Consider the following 14,330-nt stretch of genomic DNA (forward strand, 5'->3'; position numbering starts at 1 on the left):
TAATTTGTAAAAAAATCAACATACTACCGTTTTTGAGTACGTTGATTGAGTATCGGCTTTATTATTTTTAGGCGTATGTGGTACGTGAATATTCTGGCTGTAGCAATGAATGAATCGTGAGAAATAAAAGCTGTTCAAAGCACTGAAAACTGCTTTGAACAGGGTTATATAGAAAGTGCACTGATAAAAATAGGCACCCAAACGGCGGTGACCAGCCCGTTTACTGCCAATCCAAATGCCGCATAACGCCCAGCAGTGTGGCTAATTTGCCATGCTTCGACGGTACCAAAAGCATGTGCTGCCAACCCAAGTGCTAAGCCCTTGGCACGGTCATCATCGATACCGCGAAATAAAAAGCGCGCCAAAGTACCACCGATAAGCCCTGAGACAATAATAATTAAGTTAGCCATGGCAAGTGGTGCTTTAATTAAATCTGCGACACTCAGACCGATTGGTGTGGTCACTGAACGCGTTGCGAAAGCGAGTATAGTGTCGTGACTTAATGAAAATAAATAAGCCAATGACATCGGTAGCAATGCACCAACCACACTTGCAAGGATGACTATGAGAGTAAGCTTTTTGACTGGTAGACCTTTAAAGTTCATTGCTGCTAATGGTACTGCCAATAATACGGTGACATATCCCAATAGGTGATCAAATACAGGCTTGGCAACATCGTAATAATCGTTGTAATCCCATTGTAGGATAAACAAAAATAAAAGAACAAGCGCCAACGCCGTAATCACCATCGGCAGCCATGAGAGCTTACGTGCCAGTACACGAGCAGTCACATGAGCGATTAGCGTTAATAATATCGCTGCAAAGGTTGCCACAAACACGTTATCAAAAGTCATTGCATTTCCTTGTTCATGCAGCTCATAGCTGTCCTTTGTGCTCTTCAACGGTGGTGCTATCGATGCTAACATCGTGATTGAGCGAACGGTTGGCAAGTATGGCAAGTCCCCAAAGCGGTATGAGTGTGCTAATAATCATCGTCAGCATAACGCCCCAAAGCTCATCACCTAAAGCGAATAGCAGTAAACCTGCACCTGCAGACACGGGCAAAAAAGCAAAACCGCTATCCACCAATAAAGTATTACTGGCTTGGGTGAGCCAACTGGGCAACCCTTTAAGTAATCGCCATGCCATCAAAATAAAGAACATGGCGACCAATCCAACGATGTTGGCAGCCTTTTCTATTCCTACTAATTGACAGATGATAACGGCTGATTCACGAACCACGATGACCATCGTGAGTGTCAGGACTAAGGCAAGCCATAGCGGCAAATGGGCGGAGTGAGTAGATTTCATAAGAAATACTGGCCGATTTAGAAAGAGATAGGATAGTAGCAACAAAATAGATAGAACACATTCTAATGAGTGTGTTCTATCTATCAATGATATGAATATTGGTTGAACCTATAGCCGATGATTATATAGAGAGTAGGCAAACTAATAAAGCTTATAGCATATCGTCAGTGTGATTATAAATAGCAACAGCGTTAAGCTCGCTTAATATAATGAATGTATCATTTGCGCCAGGCTACCTTGTGCTCACTTTAAACGACGTCAACTATGGTAGCGCGTTTTCGTGATCGGGTAACCTATAAAATTTAATGCTATGTGCCAAAAAAAAGGATGATATCAATGGATATCATCCTTTTGTCTTTTATAAAGCTATTTTACAGATTCAGTCATTTATATTTTTGAGTCAGGAGTTTCCGCTTCTACTGCTAATTCCTCTGACTTAGCGGCTTCAGAATTCAGCGCATCAAACTCATCAAACGCTTTTTCTTCTGCTTCGGTCATCGTCGGCTCTTCAACCTCGTCAGGCTTTTCGAAGTCTTCAAGTACTGGCATCAATAATGTGGCTTGTGCTAATGGCAGTACATCTAAAGGCTCTAAATTGGCCTGACCCAATAGTTGTCTTAGCGTATCGCTTGGCAAGCGAATCGTTAAACACTCATGCCCGCTGTCATCGTAGCTCTCTTCCTGAATAACACCCAGCTCATATAAGGCGTTTTTTAACTGACCTGCATGATAAGGTAAGGTCAACTCAAAGGTGGTGAGTGTACCAGTAAGTAACTGCTGGACGGCTAACGACAACGCTTCCATACCTAGATTTTCTCTAGAAGAAACATAGACGCGATTGGGTTGTCCTTCGCTAGCATAACCAATATGTGCAGGCTCATCTGTCAAATCAATCTTGTTGTAGACATTGAGCACTGGTACATCATTATCAATCTCTGCTAATACGTCTTTGACCGCTTGAATTTGCTCATGCATATCTTCACTAGAAGAATCGATAACGTGTAGCAATAAATCTGCTTCCAAGGTTTCTTCTAATGTCGCATGAAAGGATTCGACCAACTCATGCGGCAGATGACGGACAAAACCTACCGTATCGACCAAAACAACACGACCAACACCCTGCCAGTCTAAACGGCGTAAAGTGGGATCAAGCGTGGCAAATAATTTATCCGCTGCGTAGATATTCTCGTCGACCAAGCGGTTAAATAGCGTAGATTTTCCCGCATTGGTATAACCGACAAGCGAAATCGTCGGCACATCTGATTTTTGGCGACGGGCTCGACCTTGCGCACGTGTCTGTCTGACTTTCTCGATTCTGCTTTTAAGCTGATTCACGCGCACTTGTAGCAAGCGACGATCGGTCTCAAGCTGGGTTTCACCAGGTCCACGTAGACCAATACCGCCTTTTTGACGCTCCAAATGCGTCCAACCTCGTACCAAACGCGTCGATAAATGGTTGAGCTGCGCCAGCTCTACTTGTAGCTTACCTTCATAAGTACGAGCACGCTGCGCGAAAATGTCCAATATCAAACCTGTACGATCCAGTACGCGACATTTGACCAAGGCTTCAATATTACGCTCTTGTGATGGCGATAAGCTATGGTTAAATAAGACGATATCCGCATCATGTTCGCGTACCAATTCTGCTATTTCTTCTGCTTTACCGCTACCAACGAAGTATCTGGCATCGGGTCTTTGGCGTGAGCCTGTGACTAAAGCCAAACGATCAGCCCCTGCTGAGTCTGCTAACAGCTCAAATTCACCTAGATCATCAGGATCTTGAATTTGACGGATGTCTAAATGTACTATAATGGCGCGCTCGCCACCTTCGTGTCTTTCAAAATAATCCAAAGAGTATCACCTATTTAATAAAGTAAATATATCGCTATTATCCATTCAGTAAACGTCGATATAGCGTTCATATGACCATATATATGTGGTCTCATCACCTAATATTAAAGCGTTCTAGCACAATTAACGATGGTTTTATGTTACAGCGTAAATGAAAGCCATAGGCAAATCAGTGAACGCAGCAGAACTGGTTGAATAAACAGCAACTCAGTGAACAAATCGTCACTGACTGAATAAATTTTGTTATACTCATGGCGCTTGTTTACGATATATAATCATAAGTTTTTAACCACGAGGGACACAGATGAGCCAATCTAAGTCAGGCTTCTCACTCAGACAACAGTTGGGGCGCGGCAAACAAATTGCTGGCATGACCACCACTATCGCTGGTGGATTGCGCGCCGCCCAACGTATTGGCGCATTTAAGCAGCCCCCACGCGAAAAATTGCCACGCTATATTCAAGCCTTTTGCCGCAAAATGGCAGGCTCTTTTGGCGTCAAGGTTGTGGCAGTCGAGCGTGTAGAGCAGCACCACGGATTATGGGTATCCAATCATGTGTCATGGATGGATATCCCTGTGGTGGGTACACTGAGTCCTGCTTTTTTCTTATCCAAAGCCGAAATCGGTGAATGGCCTGTATTTGGTAAGCTGGCTCATGCAGCAGGCACGGTATTTATTGAGCGTGGTTCCGGTGATGCAGGATCGGTCGCCGCCCAAATTGCCAGTTTTTTGACCAAAGGTTTCTCGGTCATATTCTTCCCTGAGGCGACCACCACCGATGGTAAGAAAATCAAGCGTATTCATGGCACGTTGCTACAAGCTGCCATAGATGCTGACGTGCCCGTACGCCCGCTGGTAATTGCTTATGTCAATAAAGACGGCACGTTAAGTGAAGAGTTGCCTTACTATGGCAAGCTTACGATGAAAGAGAGCCTAAAAAAGGTACTCGATACGAAAGATGTGACCGCCTATGTATTGCCACTGGAGCCAATAGATCCTAAAGGGTTGAGCAAAAGTGAATTGACGGACTTGTTACAAGCCCGTATGCAAGAAGGTTTGGCCGAATTACATTCGCGAGTCTTAACGAAAGTCGCTAAAATATAAAGCGGTGACAGCATAATAGTTGTGAATATTTAACACGCTCTAATAAAAAAGGCGCAAATCGCTCAGTTTATGACTGCGATTTGCGCCTTTTTTTGTCGATTAAAAATACAGCAGCCTCAATGCGCCAAAGTCTGGTTCTCATCAGACCATGGTGTCACCTCAAGCTAACATTAGGGTGATGGATTAGGATGCTGGGTATGCACCGCTTCAATCGCTTCTAATACTTCTGAGTTTAAGGTTAAATGGATACTATCGATGTTGGATTTTAGCTGCTCGATCGTAGTAGCGCCAATAATATTACTGGTGACAAATGAGCGTGAGTTAACGAAAGCTAGTGCCATCTGTGCCATATCTAAATCTGCATCTGCCGCTATTTTGGCGTATTGAGCAGTGGCTGATAGCGCTTCTTCATTGGTATAGCGCGCAAAGCGATCATACATCGTCAGACGCGCACCCGCTGGACGTTTGCCATCGAGATATTTACCAGATAAGACACCAAAGCCAAGCGGTGAATAAGCCAATAGACCTACATTTTCACGGTGCGTAATCTCAGCCATAGCGACTTCATATAAGCGATTTAGCAAACTATAAGGATTTTGCACCGTGATAGGGGCGATCAAACCATTTTTATCAGCCTCCCATAGATAGCGCATCAGTCCCCAAGCGGTATCGTTCGATAGTCCATAAGCGCGAATACGCCCTTTTTTAATCTCATCATTTAACGCTTGAATGGTCTCTAGAAATGGCGTCAAATCATCTAATGGTTGCGATGCCATCTCTTCGGTATAGCCGCGCTGACTAAAAAAATTTGCTTGGCGTTCAGGCCAATGGAGCTGGTAAATATCGATATAATCGGTTTGTAAACGCTGAAGATTACCATCGATGGCGCTGCTAATATGTTCGGCATTAAAACGCGTTTGCCCATCACGCAAAAAATCCATCGGCGATATTTTGCTAGCAAGGATGACTTTATCGCGCTGTTTGGTTTGATTAAACCATGTACCCATGAAGCGTTCAGTATCGCCTTGCTTGTCCTTATCTGGCGGCGATGGATACATCTCCGCCGTGTCCCAAAAATTCACCCCTTCGCTTAGCGCCATGTCCATTTGTTCATGTGCTTGGATCTCGGTATTTTGCTGTCCCCATGTCATCGTGCCTAAACAAATCTTAGAAACTTTTTCATTGAGTTGTGGCAACATTTGATATTGCATATGAATGTCCTTTGTAAATGTATTTTTATAGCTGACAGTTTTTAAGCGATTACATGAGTTTTATGCCAGTGACACCAGGCGGGGTAACTTTAAAGATTTTTACTTTAAATAACAGGGATTGTCCGGCAAGGGGATGGTTAAAATCCACTTCGACTTGATCGTCATCGATTGCACTAATCGTACCCGGCAGCGTGTTTTTGCCTTTATCTTCGAATTCTACCATCATGCCGATTTCTGGATTATCAGCGATTAACGCAAACTGAGTACGGCTGAAATGTTGAATGTTGTCAGGATTCCAATCGCCAAATGCCTGCTCTGGCTCAAGGTGGGCAGAGCGCGTGTCACCTGCGCGCAGGTTCATTAATACCTGCTCAAAGCCAGGTAACAAACTTTCATCACCAATGGTGAGCGTCACAGGCGCATCACGGCTAAAGGTAGAATCAATCATCGTACCGTTCTCTAGTGATACTTCAAAGTGCAGCTTTACAAGGCTACCAAAAGTGATACGGGTGTCTTCATTGGGATTGATAAATTGTGAGTCGGTCATAGTCAACAGCCATTTATTACGGGATTAGGAATTGGTTTGGCAAATAATATAAGAAATGATAAGCCATCTTGGAGAGTATGTAAGCGTAAATAGTGTAACGCAAATAGTGTAATATATTTGGCAATTCTAAGAGCAGGCAGGGGGTTTTATGGTAAATAAACAACAAGGTCACATTAAAAAGTGGCAAGACGACAAAGGCTTTGGTTTTATCGAAACACAGAATGGTGATTCAATATTCTTTCATATCAATGAGTTTAAAGCGCGTCGTCGCCCTGAGGTCGGTGAGCCCGTTGTTTTTACATTTGGGCAGGACAATCAAGGGCGTATGCAAGCAAAAGATGTACAAGAGCTGAGCTTTGTGCAGCAAAAAATGGCGCAAAAAAATCAGAAAATCCGTCAGCGTAATCACAAACGTAGCATGCAAGCAGACTTTGAAGCGGGACAAAAGAAACGTTTGTTCCTTGGTGTGGGCTTTTATGGCGTATTAATCTTGTTGGCTGCCATGAACAAGCTCAGCTGGCTGGTTGTGGGTTGGTATGTGGCTTTGGGTCTCATTACTTATATGATGTATGCCAAAGACAAAGCCGCTGCTCAGAATAATGATTGGCGCACACCTGAATCAACCTTGCATCTGCTAAGTGCGCTGGGCGGTTGGGTGGGCGCGATGGTTGCGCAGACGTATCTACGCCACAAGTCGCAAAAGCCTGAATTTCGAGTGGCGTATTATTTGACTGTTCTCATCAATATGGCGGGGTTGTTGTTTATATTGACAGGAGGAAGCTTGAAATTTTTGCAAGGATTACTTGATTCTTTGGTATAAAAGCACTTGTTTATTTATCATAGTGAGCGGTGTAGTTTTGATGTTTAATGCTTAAGTCTAAAATAAACGGCTGATGAAACATCAAAGTTTTATATCTTGAGTGGCTGGTTGCCGTGCATTGGTATTTTGTGCGAGTATGATGAATTGTACGCAATAAGCACGATTTTTCAGGATAAACCTTAAATGGATTTAATTAATAATAAAAGGCGAACGCAAGTGATTACTTTATACAAATACACCCATCCAAGTCGCGCTGAAACGGTCATTTGGGCATTGCAGGAGCTGGGCTTAGAATATGAGACCAAAGAAATAGATGGCAAAAAAGGAGAGCAGCGAAGCCCTGAGTTTCTAGCCGTTAATCCCTTTGGTAAAATCCCTACCATCACACATGAAGGCAAACACTTTACTGAGTCGTTGGCTATTATTGAATATCTCAATGAGTTACACCCTGACAAACCTTTGACACCAAACACAGCAGATGAGAACTTCGCTGAGAAAAACTATAAACTTCGCCAAGTGATTTCATTTGGCATGATCGAAATTGAGAGTTATCTATGGATACTCACCAAAATCAAGGTATTAGACAATTATGAAAACTGGCCTGAGGGCACCGCTAACAACTGCATGAAGTGTATCCAAAAAGCCCTGCCGATTGCTTATGCTTGGGTAGATGAGCAGGAGTATATAGCGGGGGACAGCTTTACGCTGGCAGACATTTATTATCAGCATTTGTTTTCATGGTTAAAGATGCTGGGCGTTGAGTTGCCTGAGCAGGTTCAAGATTATCTTAAAAAATTATCGAAGCGAGAGAAATTTCCTAAGAGATAATCAATCATGACTTTCAGCTGTTAAGAGTGGCGTATAGGCGCAATACTCTATGCCAATAGCCTTTATCAGAAAAAATGATGAATAAAAAAGGTGGGTTACGACTGCGTAATCCACCTTTTTTATTTATAAATCTAACTGTCTTAATAATGCGATTTAAAATTATGACCGCGGCATTTCACGCTTTTTTTCTAAAAACAGCATGTCAATGACAATTAACGCCACACCGATACTAATGCCCATATCCGCAATATTAAAAATAGGGTAATGCCAGACATCGGCGTTATGTACATGGATAAAGTCGATGACGTGACCATGCAGCAAGCGGTCAATGAGATTGCCAACCGCACCGCCGAGCACTAGTGCTAGACCTGTCGATAGTAGCTTGGCTTGGCGTGGGGCTTTTATTAGGTAGCCGATTAAAAATAGCGACATTATCAATGCCAATCCTGAAAAAAACCACTTCTGCCAACCACCAGCATCTGCCAAAAAGCTAAATGCCGCGCCATAGTTGTATGCCAATGTCCAATTCAGAAAAGGCTCAATCACAGGCACTGGCTCATGAAAAGTCAGCTTAGTTTCAGCCAGCCACTTCGTCCATTGATCGATAATTAGCACGACCAACGATAGGAGATACCACGTAAACGCACGACGGCCATTCGCAATCATTTTTGACGTCTTATTCAGACGACTTTTCGGTGTCGTTGAGCTGCCTGTGGTTGCATGAGCTGGTTCAGGTGATTTATCGACTTCACCATATGGCGGCTTGTTGTCTGATGATTCTGTTGAGTTAGGCGTATGGTTAGGCATAGTGGCGCACCTCACCATCACCGCTGACGTTAGTCACGCAGCGTGCGCATAGTTCTGGATGTGCACTATCGGTACCGATATCATCACGGATATGCCAGCAGCGTACGCACTTGGTGCCAGTTGCGGCGCTCACATTGACCACTAAGTCTACTGATTCATCCGTGCTGGCGTCAGTTTGCTCATCGGTGCTTGTTTTAACGGCAGGAGCGTCGCTCATAGGTTTCAAAGTTGCGCTACTAGTGATTAGTACAAAGCGCAGCTCTTCACCCAGCTTGGCCAAGCTTTCATGCATTGCCCCGTCAGCATATAGATTAACATCGGCAGACAAGTTAGCGTTGATGATTTTTTCACCACGTGCCGTTTCGATATGTTTATTGACCATATCCTTTGCCAACATGATACGTTGCCAGTCATCGTTGCTGATCGCGCTTAGCTCAAATTCTGGAAATTTATACCATTCTTCAGTAAATACATAACTGTCAGCACCATGCAATACTTCCCACGCTTCTTGTGCCGTGAATGATAAAATCGGCGTAATCCAGCGAATGAGTGCCTGAACGATATGATAAATAGCCGTTTGCGCAGAGCGGCGTGGCTGTCCATCAGTCTGAGTCGTATACTGACGATCTTTGATAATATCTAAATAGAAACTACCCAAATCTTGCGAACAGAACGCAGTAATATGCTGGGTGACTTGGTGAAAATCCATGGCATCATAAGCACTGATGATTTGTGCTTGCACGGTTTGCGCGCGCTCAATGATGAATTTATCAAGGCTGACCAGCTCATTGATATCGACGCTGTTGGTCGCAGGATCAAAGTCATCGGTATTGGCAAGTAAGAAACGCAGGGTGTTACGGATACGGCGATACATATCGATTGCGCCTTTAAAGACCGTTTTACCCGCGCTCATCTCATAACGATAGTCGCTTGATGCAATCCACAAACGCAGCATGTCCGCGCCTGTTTTATTGATCTCTTCCTGCGGCGTGATGATATTACCCAGTGACTTACTCATCTTGCGACCGTTTTCATCAACCACAAAACCATGCGTCAGTACTTGCTTAAATGGTGGGCGACCGTACATGGCTTCTGATGTCAATAATGAAGTCTGGAACCAACCGCGATGTTGGTCAGAGCCTTCCAAGTAGATATCTGCTGGGTTGGTCAATTCATCACGTTGCTCAAGTACGGCAAAATGCGTCGTGCCAGAGTCAAACCAAACGTCTAAGGTGTCGGTTGCTTTGTCATAGTCAGCAGCCTCGTTGCCTAAGAAGTCTTCACAGCTGGCATCAAACCAAGCTTCCACGCCGCCCGCATCAATTTTTTGTGCAGCGACTTCCATCAGCTCAAGCGTGTTTGGATGCAGCTCGCCTGTTTCTTTATGGGTAAAGAAAGTAATCGGCACGCCCCATGTACGCTGACGTGAGATACACCAATCTGGGCGACCCGTCATCATGGCTTCGATACGGTTTTGTCCCCATGCCGGTGTCCAGCTTACTGCTGGAATATCAGCAAGAGCACGCTCACGCAGACCTTTGGTTTCCATATTAATAAACCACTGCGGCGTTGCGCGGAAAATAATCGGCGACTTATGACGCCAGCAATGTGGATAGCTATGCTCAATCTTGGTATGACTGATTAGATGTCCATTGTCATGCAGTGCGGCGATGATTTTTGGATTGGCCTTATAAATGTGCTCGCCCGCAAATACCGCTGCGCTGTCCAGATAAACGCCCGTACCACTGACTGGGTTTTCAACGGGTAAGTTATATTTAAGACCTACGATATAATCGTCAAGACCGTGACCGGGTGCTGTATGGACGAGGCCAGTACCACTATCAGTGGTCACGTGATCGCCTAGAATTAATGGCACTTGACGGTCTGCAATCAGTGGGTGCTGGGCACGCAAGCCTTCAAGCTCGCGCCCAGATACGGTAGCTAACACGCCCTGATTGCTAAGTTTAAGTTCCGTTAATGCTGTTTCAACCAAATCCGCGGCTAATAGCAAATTACCTTTTTCAGTCGCGACCACGCTATAGTTATGCTCAGGATGTACAGAGATGGCTTGGTTAGCAGGTAGTGTCCAAGGGGTCGTCGTCCAAATAACAGCGGCGATATTACCCGCTACGTCAGCCAACGAGGCAACCTTATCGGTATCCAAAACATCAAAGCTCACATAGATAGCATCAGACACTTTATCTTGGTATTCAACCTCAGCTTCAGCTAGGGCGGAGCTACAGTCCAAGCACCAGTTGACGGGCTTCATACCGCGAGTGACATGACCATTGTCATAAATTTTGGCAAGGGCGCGTACGATGTTGGCTTCTTGGTGGAAGTTCATCGTTAGATAAGGGTTGTCCCAATCACCAAACACGCCCAAACGTTTGAAGTCTGCTTTTTGCAATTCAATCTGTGTGCTCGCATACTCGCGGCACAAACCACGAAATTCGGTAGCAGAGATTTTTTGACCGACCTTGCCGACTTTGGCTTCGACCTTTTGCTCGATAGGCAGACCATGACAGTCCCAACCGGGGACATAAGGCGCATCAAAGCCTGATAGCGTTTTTGACTTCACGATAATGTCTTTGAGTACTTTATTAACCGCGTGACCCAAGTGAATCTGACCGTTGGCGTATGGAGGACCATCGTGCAAAATGTATTTGGTCGCCCCAGCACGTGCCTGACGAATTTTGCCGTACACATCATCCGCTTCCCAAGCAGCAAGCCAATCTGGCTCGCGCTTGGCAAGGTTTGCACGCATCGCAAATGGCGTGTCGGCAAGGTTTAGCGTGTCTTTATAATCCTGGCTTGGCGTATCAGTACTTTTATCAGTCATAGAAGGTGTCTTTTTAGAAGATGGATTAAAAATCGATGTAAAGTCAGATGTGACATTTAGGGTAATGCTTAGCTGGCTGCTTAACCGTTGATGATCGCTTTCTCACTTATAAGATATCGCTGTGCATCAACGTCATAAATATGCTCACGTCAATAATAAATGCTATCGAGACGAATGCAACATAAAATATGCTTATGGATAATAAAATACCGTGATAGCAATAAACTAAAAAGAGGCAATGAGATTGGCAGCTATTATATGACAAAAAGGCTAGGGTAAAAAGAGCTGGTCAGTATTGTCCTTATTTTAGCCAAAACCAATCATTTATATGAGTGATGCATCACCTATTGAATCATACGGATGGCAAGTGCCATTGTCTACCGACTGGACTCTAAATAATTGGACTCTAAACAGCAGGCTAAGCGTTAAAAAACTGATGATAACCATAAGCGCAATTTCAGCGACCATAAGGGTTGAATGCCCGTCAAACCTTGAGTCATCTCGCCATCCTTTAAGATGACATACGAAGGCGTCACTTGTCCTTGCCAATCAGCGAAGATGCTGCCTTCTTGATCATTTATCGTCGTAAAGCGATAGCTATTTTCATTAAGGTAGCGGTGCAGCTCTTGGTCAGTGCCTGATTTAATGGCAATCGTAACGACCGGATAATCATTTGCGGCGGCAAGTTTGTCTATGGTCGGCGAGGTGATACTACAAATGGGACACCACGTGCCCCAAAAATACACCAGCGTTGGTTGTTCATTGCTCAGCGCCGCTAAGTCAACGACTTGCCCTTGATAATCGGTCAGTTGCAATTGCGGGTTGGCGGGCATGATAGGTTGTCGCCACCAATTAATAGCGGTATAAATAACAGCAAATACCAAGCCATATATGAGTAGATTTTTAGCGATAGACAACCCCTTTTGCTTGGGTGTTTTCTTTGGCTTTTTAATGGGTTTTTCAGTATCAATCGTCATAATGGCTACTTTTTTGCTATAGGTATTGTGTAAATGGCTTTAATAAGTGGTTGTTGATAGATAAAAATAAACGGCTGAAATGTCAGCCGTATTACTCATAAATTTTATTAAACCGTGCTCAGTGTTGGTATTTTAAAGTGACTGATTAAGGTTTTTGCGCACGGTTTTGTAATGGGTCACCGAGCAGGACGCTACCAGAGTTTTCGAGGCGCTCATCATCGCTTAGCTTACTGGCTGATACTTTAGATTTTCTCTTCCATTTCAAACTATACAAGTCATCACGGCGATCAAGCAGATTATGTACCGAGCCTTCATTACGGACATGAATAAGCTTGTCTAGGTTCACATCTGAGAAGAATACCATCTCAGTGTTGGCGGTGGTTTCTGCCATGATCGCATCATGCGGGAAAGCAAAATCTGATGGCGAGAAGATAGAGGACTGCGCATATTGAATATCGAGACTTTCAACCTGTGGTAAGTTACCAACCGAACCACAAATCATCACATAGCATTCGTTTTCAATTGCACGTGCTTGGGCGCAGTGGCGCACGCGTAGATAGCCGTTTTGCGTGTCTGTCCAAAATGGCACGAACAAGATGTCCATGTCATCAAGTGCCATGAGGCGGGCAAGCTCAGGGAATTCAACGTCATAACAGACCAAAATACCAATACGACCGGCATCGGTATCAAATACCTTAACCTCGTCACCGCCTTCGATGACCCAAGCGCTACGCTCATGCGGGGTAATATGGATTTTTCGCTGCTCTTCGACCGTACCATCGCGGCGGCACAAGTAACTGACATTATATAACGTATCGTCCTCGTCCAAGTACGGCATCGAGCCTGTAATGACGTTGACGTTGTAGCTGACCGCTAAATGCGATATCTCATTTTTAAACCATTCTGTATAACCGGCTAAAAATCGAATAGCGACGTTTTGATCCGTCGATTCACACAGACCCATCAGCGGTGCGTTAAAGAACTCTGGTAAACAAGCAAAGTCAGAATTGTAATCAGCCATAATATCGACAAAGAATTCGACTTGCTGCAGCAGCTCTTCAGGTGACTCGACTTCACGCATTTGCCATTGGATACCACCAATACGCACCTCAGACTTACGAGTGTTTGGCTTATAGTCTTGTGGCTCATAATAAATATTTGCCCACTCAAGTAGAGTAGCAAAACCTTTAGATTGTTTATCATCAGGCAGATAAGCCGTTAAGATACGCTTGACGATAAAGCCATTTGAGAGTTGGAAAGACAATGCAGAATCATGAATTTCACGAGCCGCGACGGCTTCAATATATTCGCCAGGTGTGAGATCTTGATGGTTATGATAGTTCGGGATACGACCACCAGCCAAAATAGCTCGGAAGTTTAACTGGCGACACAGCTCTTTACGGGCATCGTATAATCGACGTCCTAGGCGATAACCACGGTATTCAGGGTCGATCAGCGCATCTAAACCGTAAATAGCATCGCCTTCAGGGTTGTCTCTGATAATCTCTTTATGACCAATCAAGTCGTCGTAGGTGTGCGGGTTAGAAAACGTGGCATAATCAACACGCATAGATAACACGATACCAATCAATTGATCATGATCAAATAAAGCGATCTGACCTTCAGGGAAGGCATCGATTAAGGTATTAATAGTGTTCTTTGACCATGCACCGCCCAAGTTGACATAGACACGATCCATCAGTGCTTTTAATTGTGGATAGTCTTTTTTCTTGATTTCAGCGATGGTTAGATGAAAGTCGTCTAGTTTTTCTATTTTGCTCATAATGTTCCTGTTTTGGATCTTTATTAATTTTAGTGATATCAAATAGCATGCGTTGCCACAATTTAGTTGGCAATTTTTTGTATAAAAAAAGTGATAAAAATATTCCAATCATAAAATATTACCGTTACAATCAATTATCATTGTATTTACAATAAGTTATGAAGATGATTTATCTTATGACTTCTGTCAGCTTTGGCATTACTGACGTGTTTTTTGAATTTCATATCATTTTAAAGTAGCTACAAATTAGA

At 43.9% G+C, this 14,330-nt stretch carries 12 protein-coding genes; 3 read left to right on the forward strand and 9 right to left on the reverse strand.

The features are described 5' to 3' along the window. Positions 1–164: 164 nt before the first annotated feature. The 3 genes from AK822_RS02365 to hflX all read right to left on the reverse strand — a co-directional run bounded on the left by AK822_RS02365 (position 165) and on the right by hflX (position 3,162). Positions 165–854 (reverse strand): LrgB family protein, encoded by a 690-nt coding sequence (locus AK822_RS02365; RefSeq protein WP_055125716.1) that lies wholly within the window; start codon positions 852–854, stop codon positions 165–167. Positions 855–876: 22 nt separating this feature from the next. Next, positions 877–1,311, reverse strand: coding sequence for a hypothetical protein (locus AK822_RS02370; protein WP_060490438.1), 435 nt, complete (start codon positions 1,309–1,311; stop codon positions 877–879). 387 nt (positions 1,312–1,698) lie between these two features. Continuing rightward, a complete protein-coding gene (hflX, locus tag AK822_RS02375) occupies positions 1,699–3,162 on the reverse strand; it encodes a ribosome rescue GTPase HflX (RefSeq protein ID WP_060490439.1) in 1,464 nt (487 codons plus the stop codon). 304 nt (positions 3,163–3,466) lie between these two features. On the opposite strand from hflX, the gene AK822_RS02380 reads away from it, so the two are divergent. Further along, positions 3,467–4,267: a lysophospholipid acyltransferase family protein gene (locus AK822_RS02380; protein WP_060490440.1), complete on the forward strand. Its 801-nt coding sequence runs from the start codon at positions 3,467–3,469 to the stop codon at positions 4,265–4,267. 170 nt (positions 4,268–4,437) lie between these two features. Here AK822_RS02380 and AK822_RS02385 read toward each other — a convergent pair whose 3' ends face one another. Together AK822_RS02385 and AK822_RS02390 are read right to left on the reverse strand one after the other, a co-directional pair. After that, complete coding sequence (locus AK822_RS02385) at positions 4,438–5,478, reverse strand: aldo/keto reductase (RefSeq protein WP_060490441.1); 1,041 nt, start codon at positions 5,476–5,478, stop codon at positions 4,438–4,440. A 49-nt stretch (positions 5,479–5,527) separates the two neighbouring features. Then, entirely contained in the window at positions 5,528–6,025 is a 498-nt protein-coding gene (locus tag AK822_RS02390; RefSeq protein WP_055125711.1) for an FKBP-type peptidyl-prolyl cis-trans isomerase, read from the reverse strand. 148 nt (positions 6,026–6,173) lie between these two features. On the opposite strand from AK822_RS02390, the gene AK822_RS02395 reads away from it, so the two are divergent. Further along, positions 6,174–6,845 carry a DUF1294 domain-containing protein gene (locus AK822_RS02395; protein WP_060490442.1) on the forward strand — a complete coding sequence of 224 codons (672 nt, stop codon included), beginning with the start codon at positions 6,174–6,176 and terminating at the stop codon, positions 6,843–6,845. A gap of 183 nt (positions 6,846–7,028) precedes the next feature. Further along, on the forward strand, positions 7,029–7,673 hold the full coding sequence (locus AK822_RS02400) for a glutathione S-transferase family protein (RefSeq protein ID WP_060490443.1): 645 nt from the start codon (positions 7,029–7,031) through the stop codon (positions 7,671–7,673). Between the two features lie 159 nt (positions 7,674–7,832). Here AK822_RS02400 and lspA read toward each other — a convergent pair whose 3' ends face one another. The 4 genes from lspA to AK822_RS02420 form a co-directional block, all read right to left on the reverse strand. Beyond that, positions 7,833–8,480 carry a signal peptidase II gene (lspA, locus tag AK822_RS02405; protein WP_087945538.1) on the reverse strand — a complete coding sequence of 216 codons (648 nt, stop codon included), beginning with the start codon at positions 8,478–8,480 and terminating at the stop codon, positions 7,833–7,835. After that, positions 8,473–11,319, reverse strand: coding sequence for an isoleucine--tRNA ligase (gene ileS, locus AK822_RS02410; protein WP_060490444.1), 2,847 nt, complete (start codon positions 11,317–11,319; stop codon positions 8,473–8,475). Before ileS ends, lspA begins: the two co-directional genes overlap by 8 nt. A gap of 425 nt (positions 11,320–11,744) precedes the next feature. Beyond that, the gene (locus tag AK822_RS02415; RefSeq protein WP_060490445.1) at positions 11,745–12,296 is read right to left on the reverse strand and encodes a protein disulfide oxidoreductase; all 552 of its coding nucleotides are present in this window, start codon (positions 12,294–12,296) and stop codon (positions 11,745–11,747) included. A gap of 145 nt (positions 12,297–12,441) precedes the next feature. Then, on the reverse strand, positions 12,442–14,079 hold the full coding sequence (locus AK822_RS02420; protein ID WP_045453728.1) for a carbon-nitrogen hydrolase family protein: 1,638 nt from the start codon (positions 14,077–14,079) through the stop codon (positions 12,442–12,444). Positions 14,080–14,330 lie beyond the last annotated feature (251 nt).

Source organism: Psychrobacter sp. P11F6 (genome assembly GCF_001435295.1).
In the GTDB taxonomy this organism is placed as follows: domain Bacteria; phylum Pseudomonadota; class Gammaproteobacteria; order Pseudomonadales; family Moraxellaceae; genus Psychrobacter.

What these genes read in the sequence shown, in the direction of transcription:
- AK822_RS02365 (WP_055125716.1), bottom strand. Translation starts at nt 854, where the DNA reads ATGACTTTTGATAACGTGTTTGTGGCAACCTTTGCAGCGATATTATTA.
- AK822_RS02370 (WP_060490438.1), bottom strand. Translation starts at nt 1,311, where the DNA reads ATGAAATCTACTCACTCCGCCCATTTGCCGCTATGGCTTGCCTTAGTC.
- AK822_RS02380 (WP_060490440.1), top strand. Translation starts at nt 3,467, where the DNA reads ATGAGCCAATCTAAGTCAGGCTTCTCACTCAGACAACAGTTGGGGCGC.
- AK822_RS02385 (WP_060490441.1), bottom strand. Translation starts at nt 5,478, where the DNA reads ATGCAATATCAAATGTTGCCACAACTCAATGAAAAAGTTTCTAAGATT.
- AK822_RS02390 (WP_055125711.1), bottom strand. Translation starts at nt 6,025, where the DNA reads ATGACCGACTCACAATTTATCAATCCCAATGAAGACACCCGTATCACT.
- AK822_RS02395 (WP_060490442.1), top strand. Translation starts at nt 6,174, where the DNA reads ATGGTAAATAAACAACAAGGTCACATTAAAAAGTGGCAAGACGACAAA.
- AK822_RS02400 (WP_060490443.1), top strand. Translation starts at nt 7,029, where the DNA reads ATGGATTTAATTAATAATAAAAGGCGAACGCAAGTGATTACTTTATAC.
- lspA (WP_087945538.1), bottom strand. Translation starts at nt 8,480, where the DNA reads ATGCCTAACCATACGCCTAACTCAACAGAATCATCAGACAACAAGCCG.
- ileS (WP_060490444.1), bottom strand. Translation starts at nt 11,319, where the DNA reads ATGACTGATAAAAGTACTGATACGCCAAGCCAGGATTATAAAGACACG.
- AK822_RS02415 (WP_060490445.1), bottom strand. Translation starts at nt 12,296, where the DNA reads ATGACGATTGATACTGAAAAACCCATTAAAAAGCCAAAGAAAACACCC.
- AK822_RS02420 (WP_045453728.1), bottom strand. Translation starts at nt 14,079, where the DNA reads ATGAGCAAAATAGAAAAACTAGACGACTTTCATCTAACCATCGCTGAA.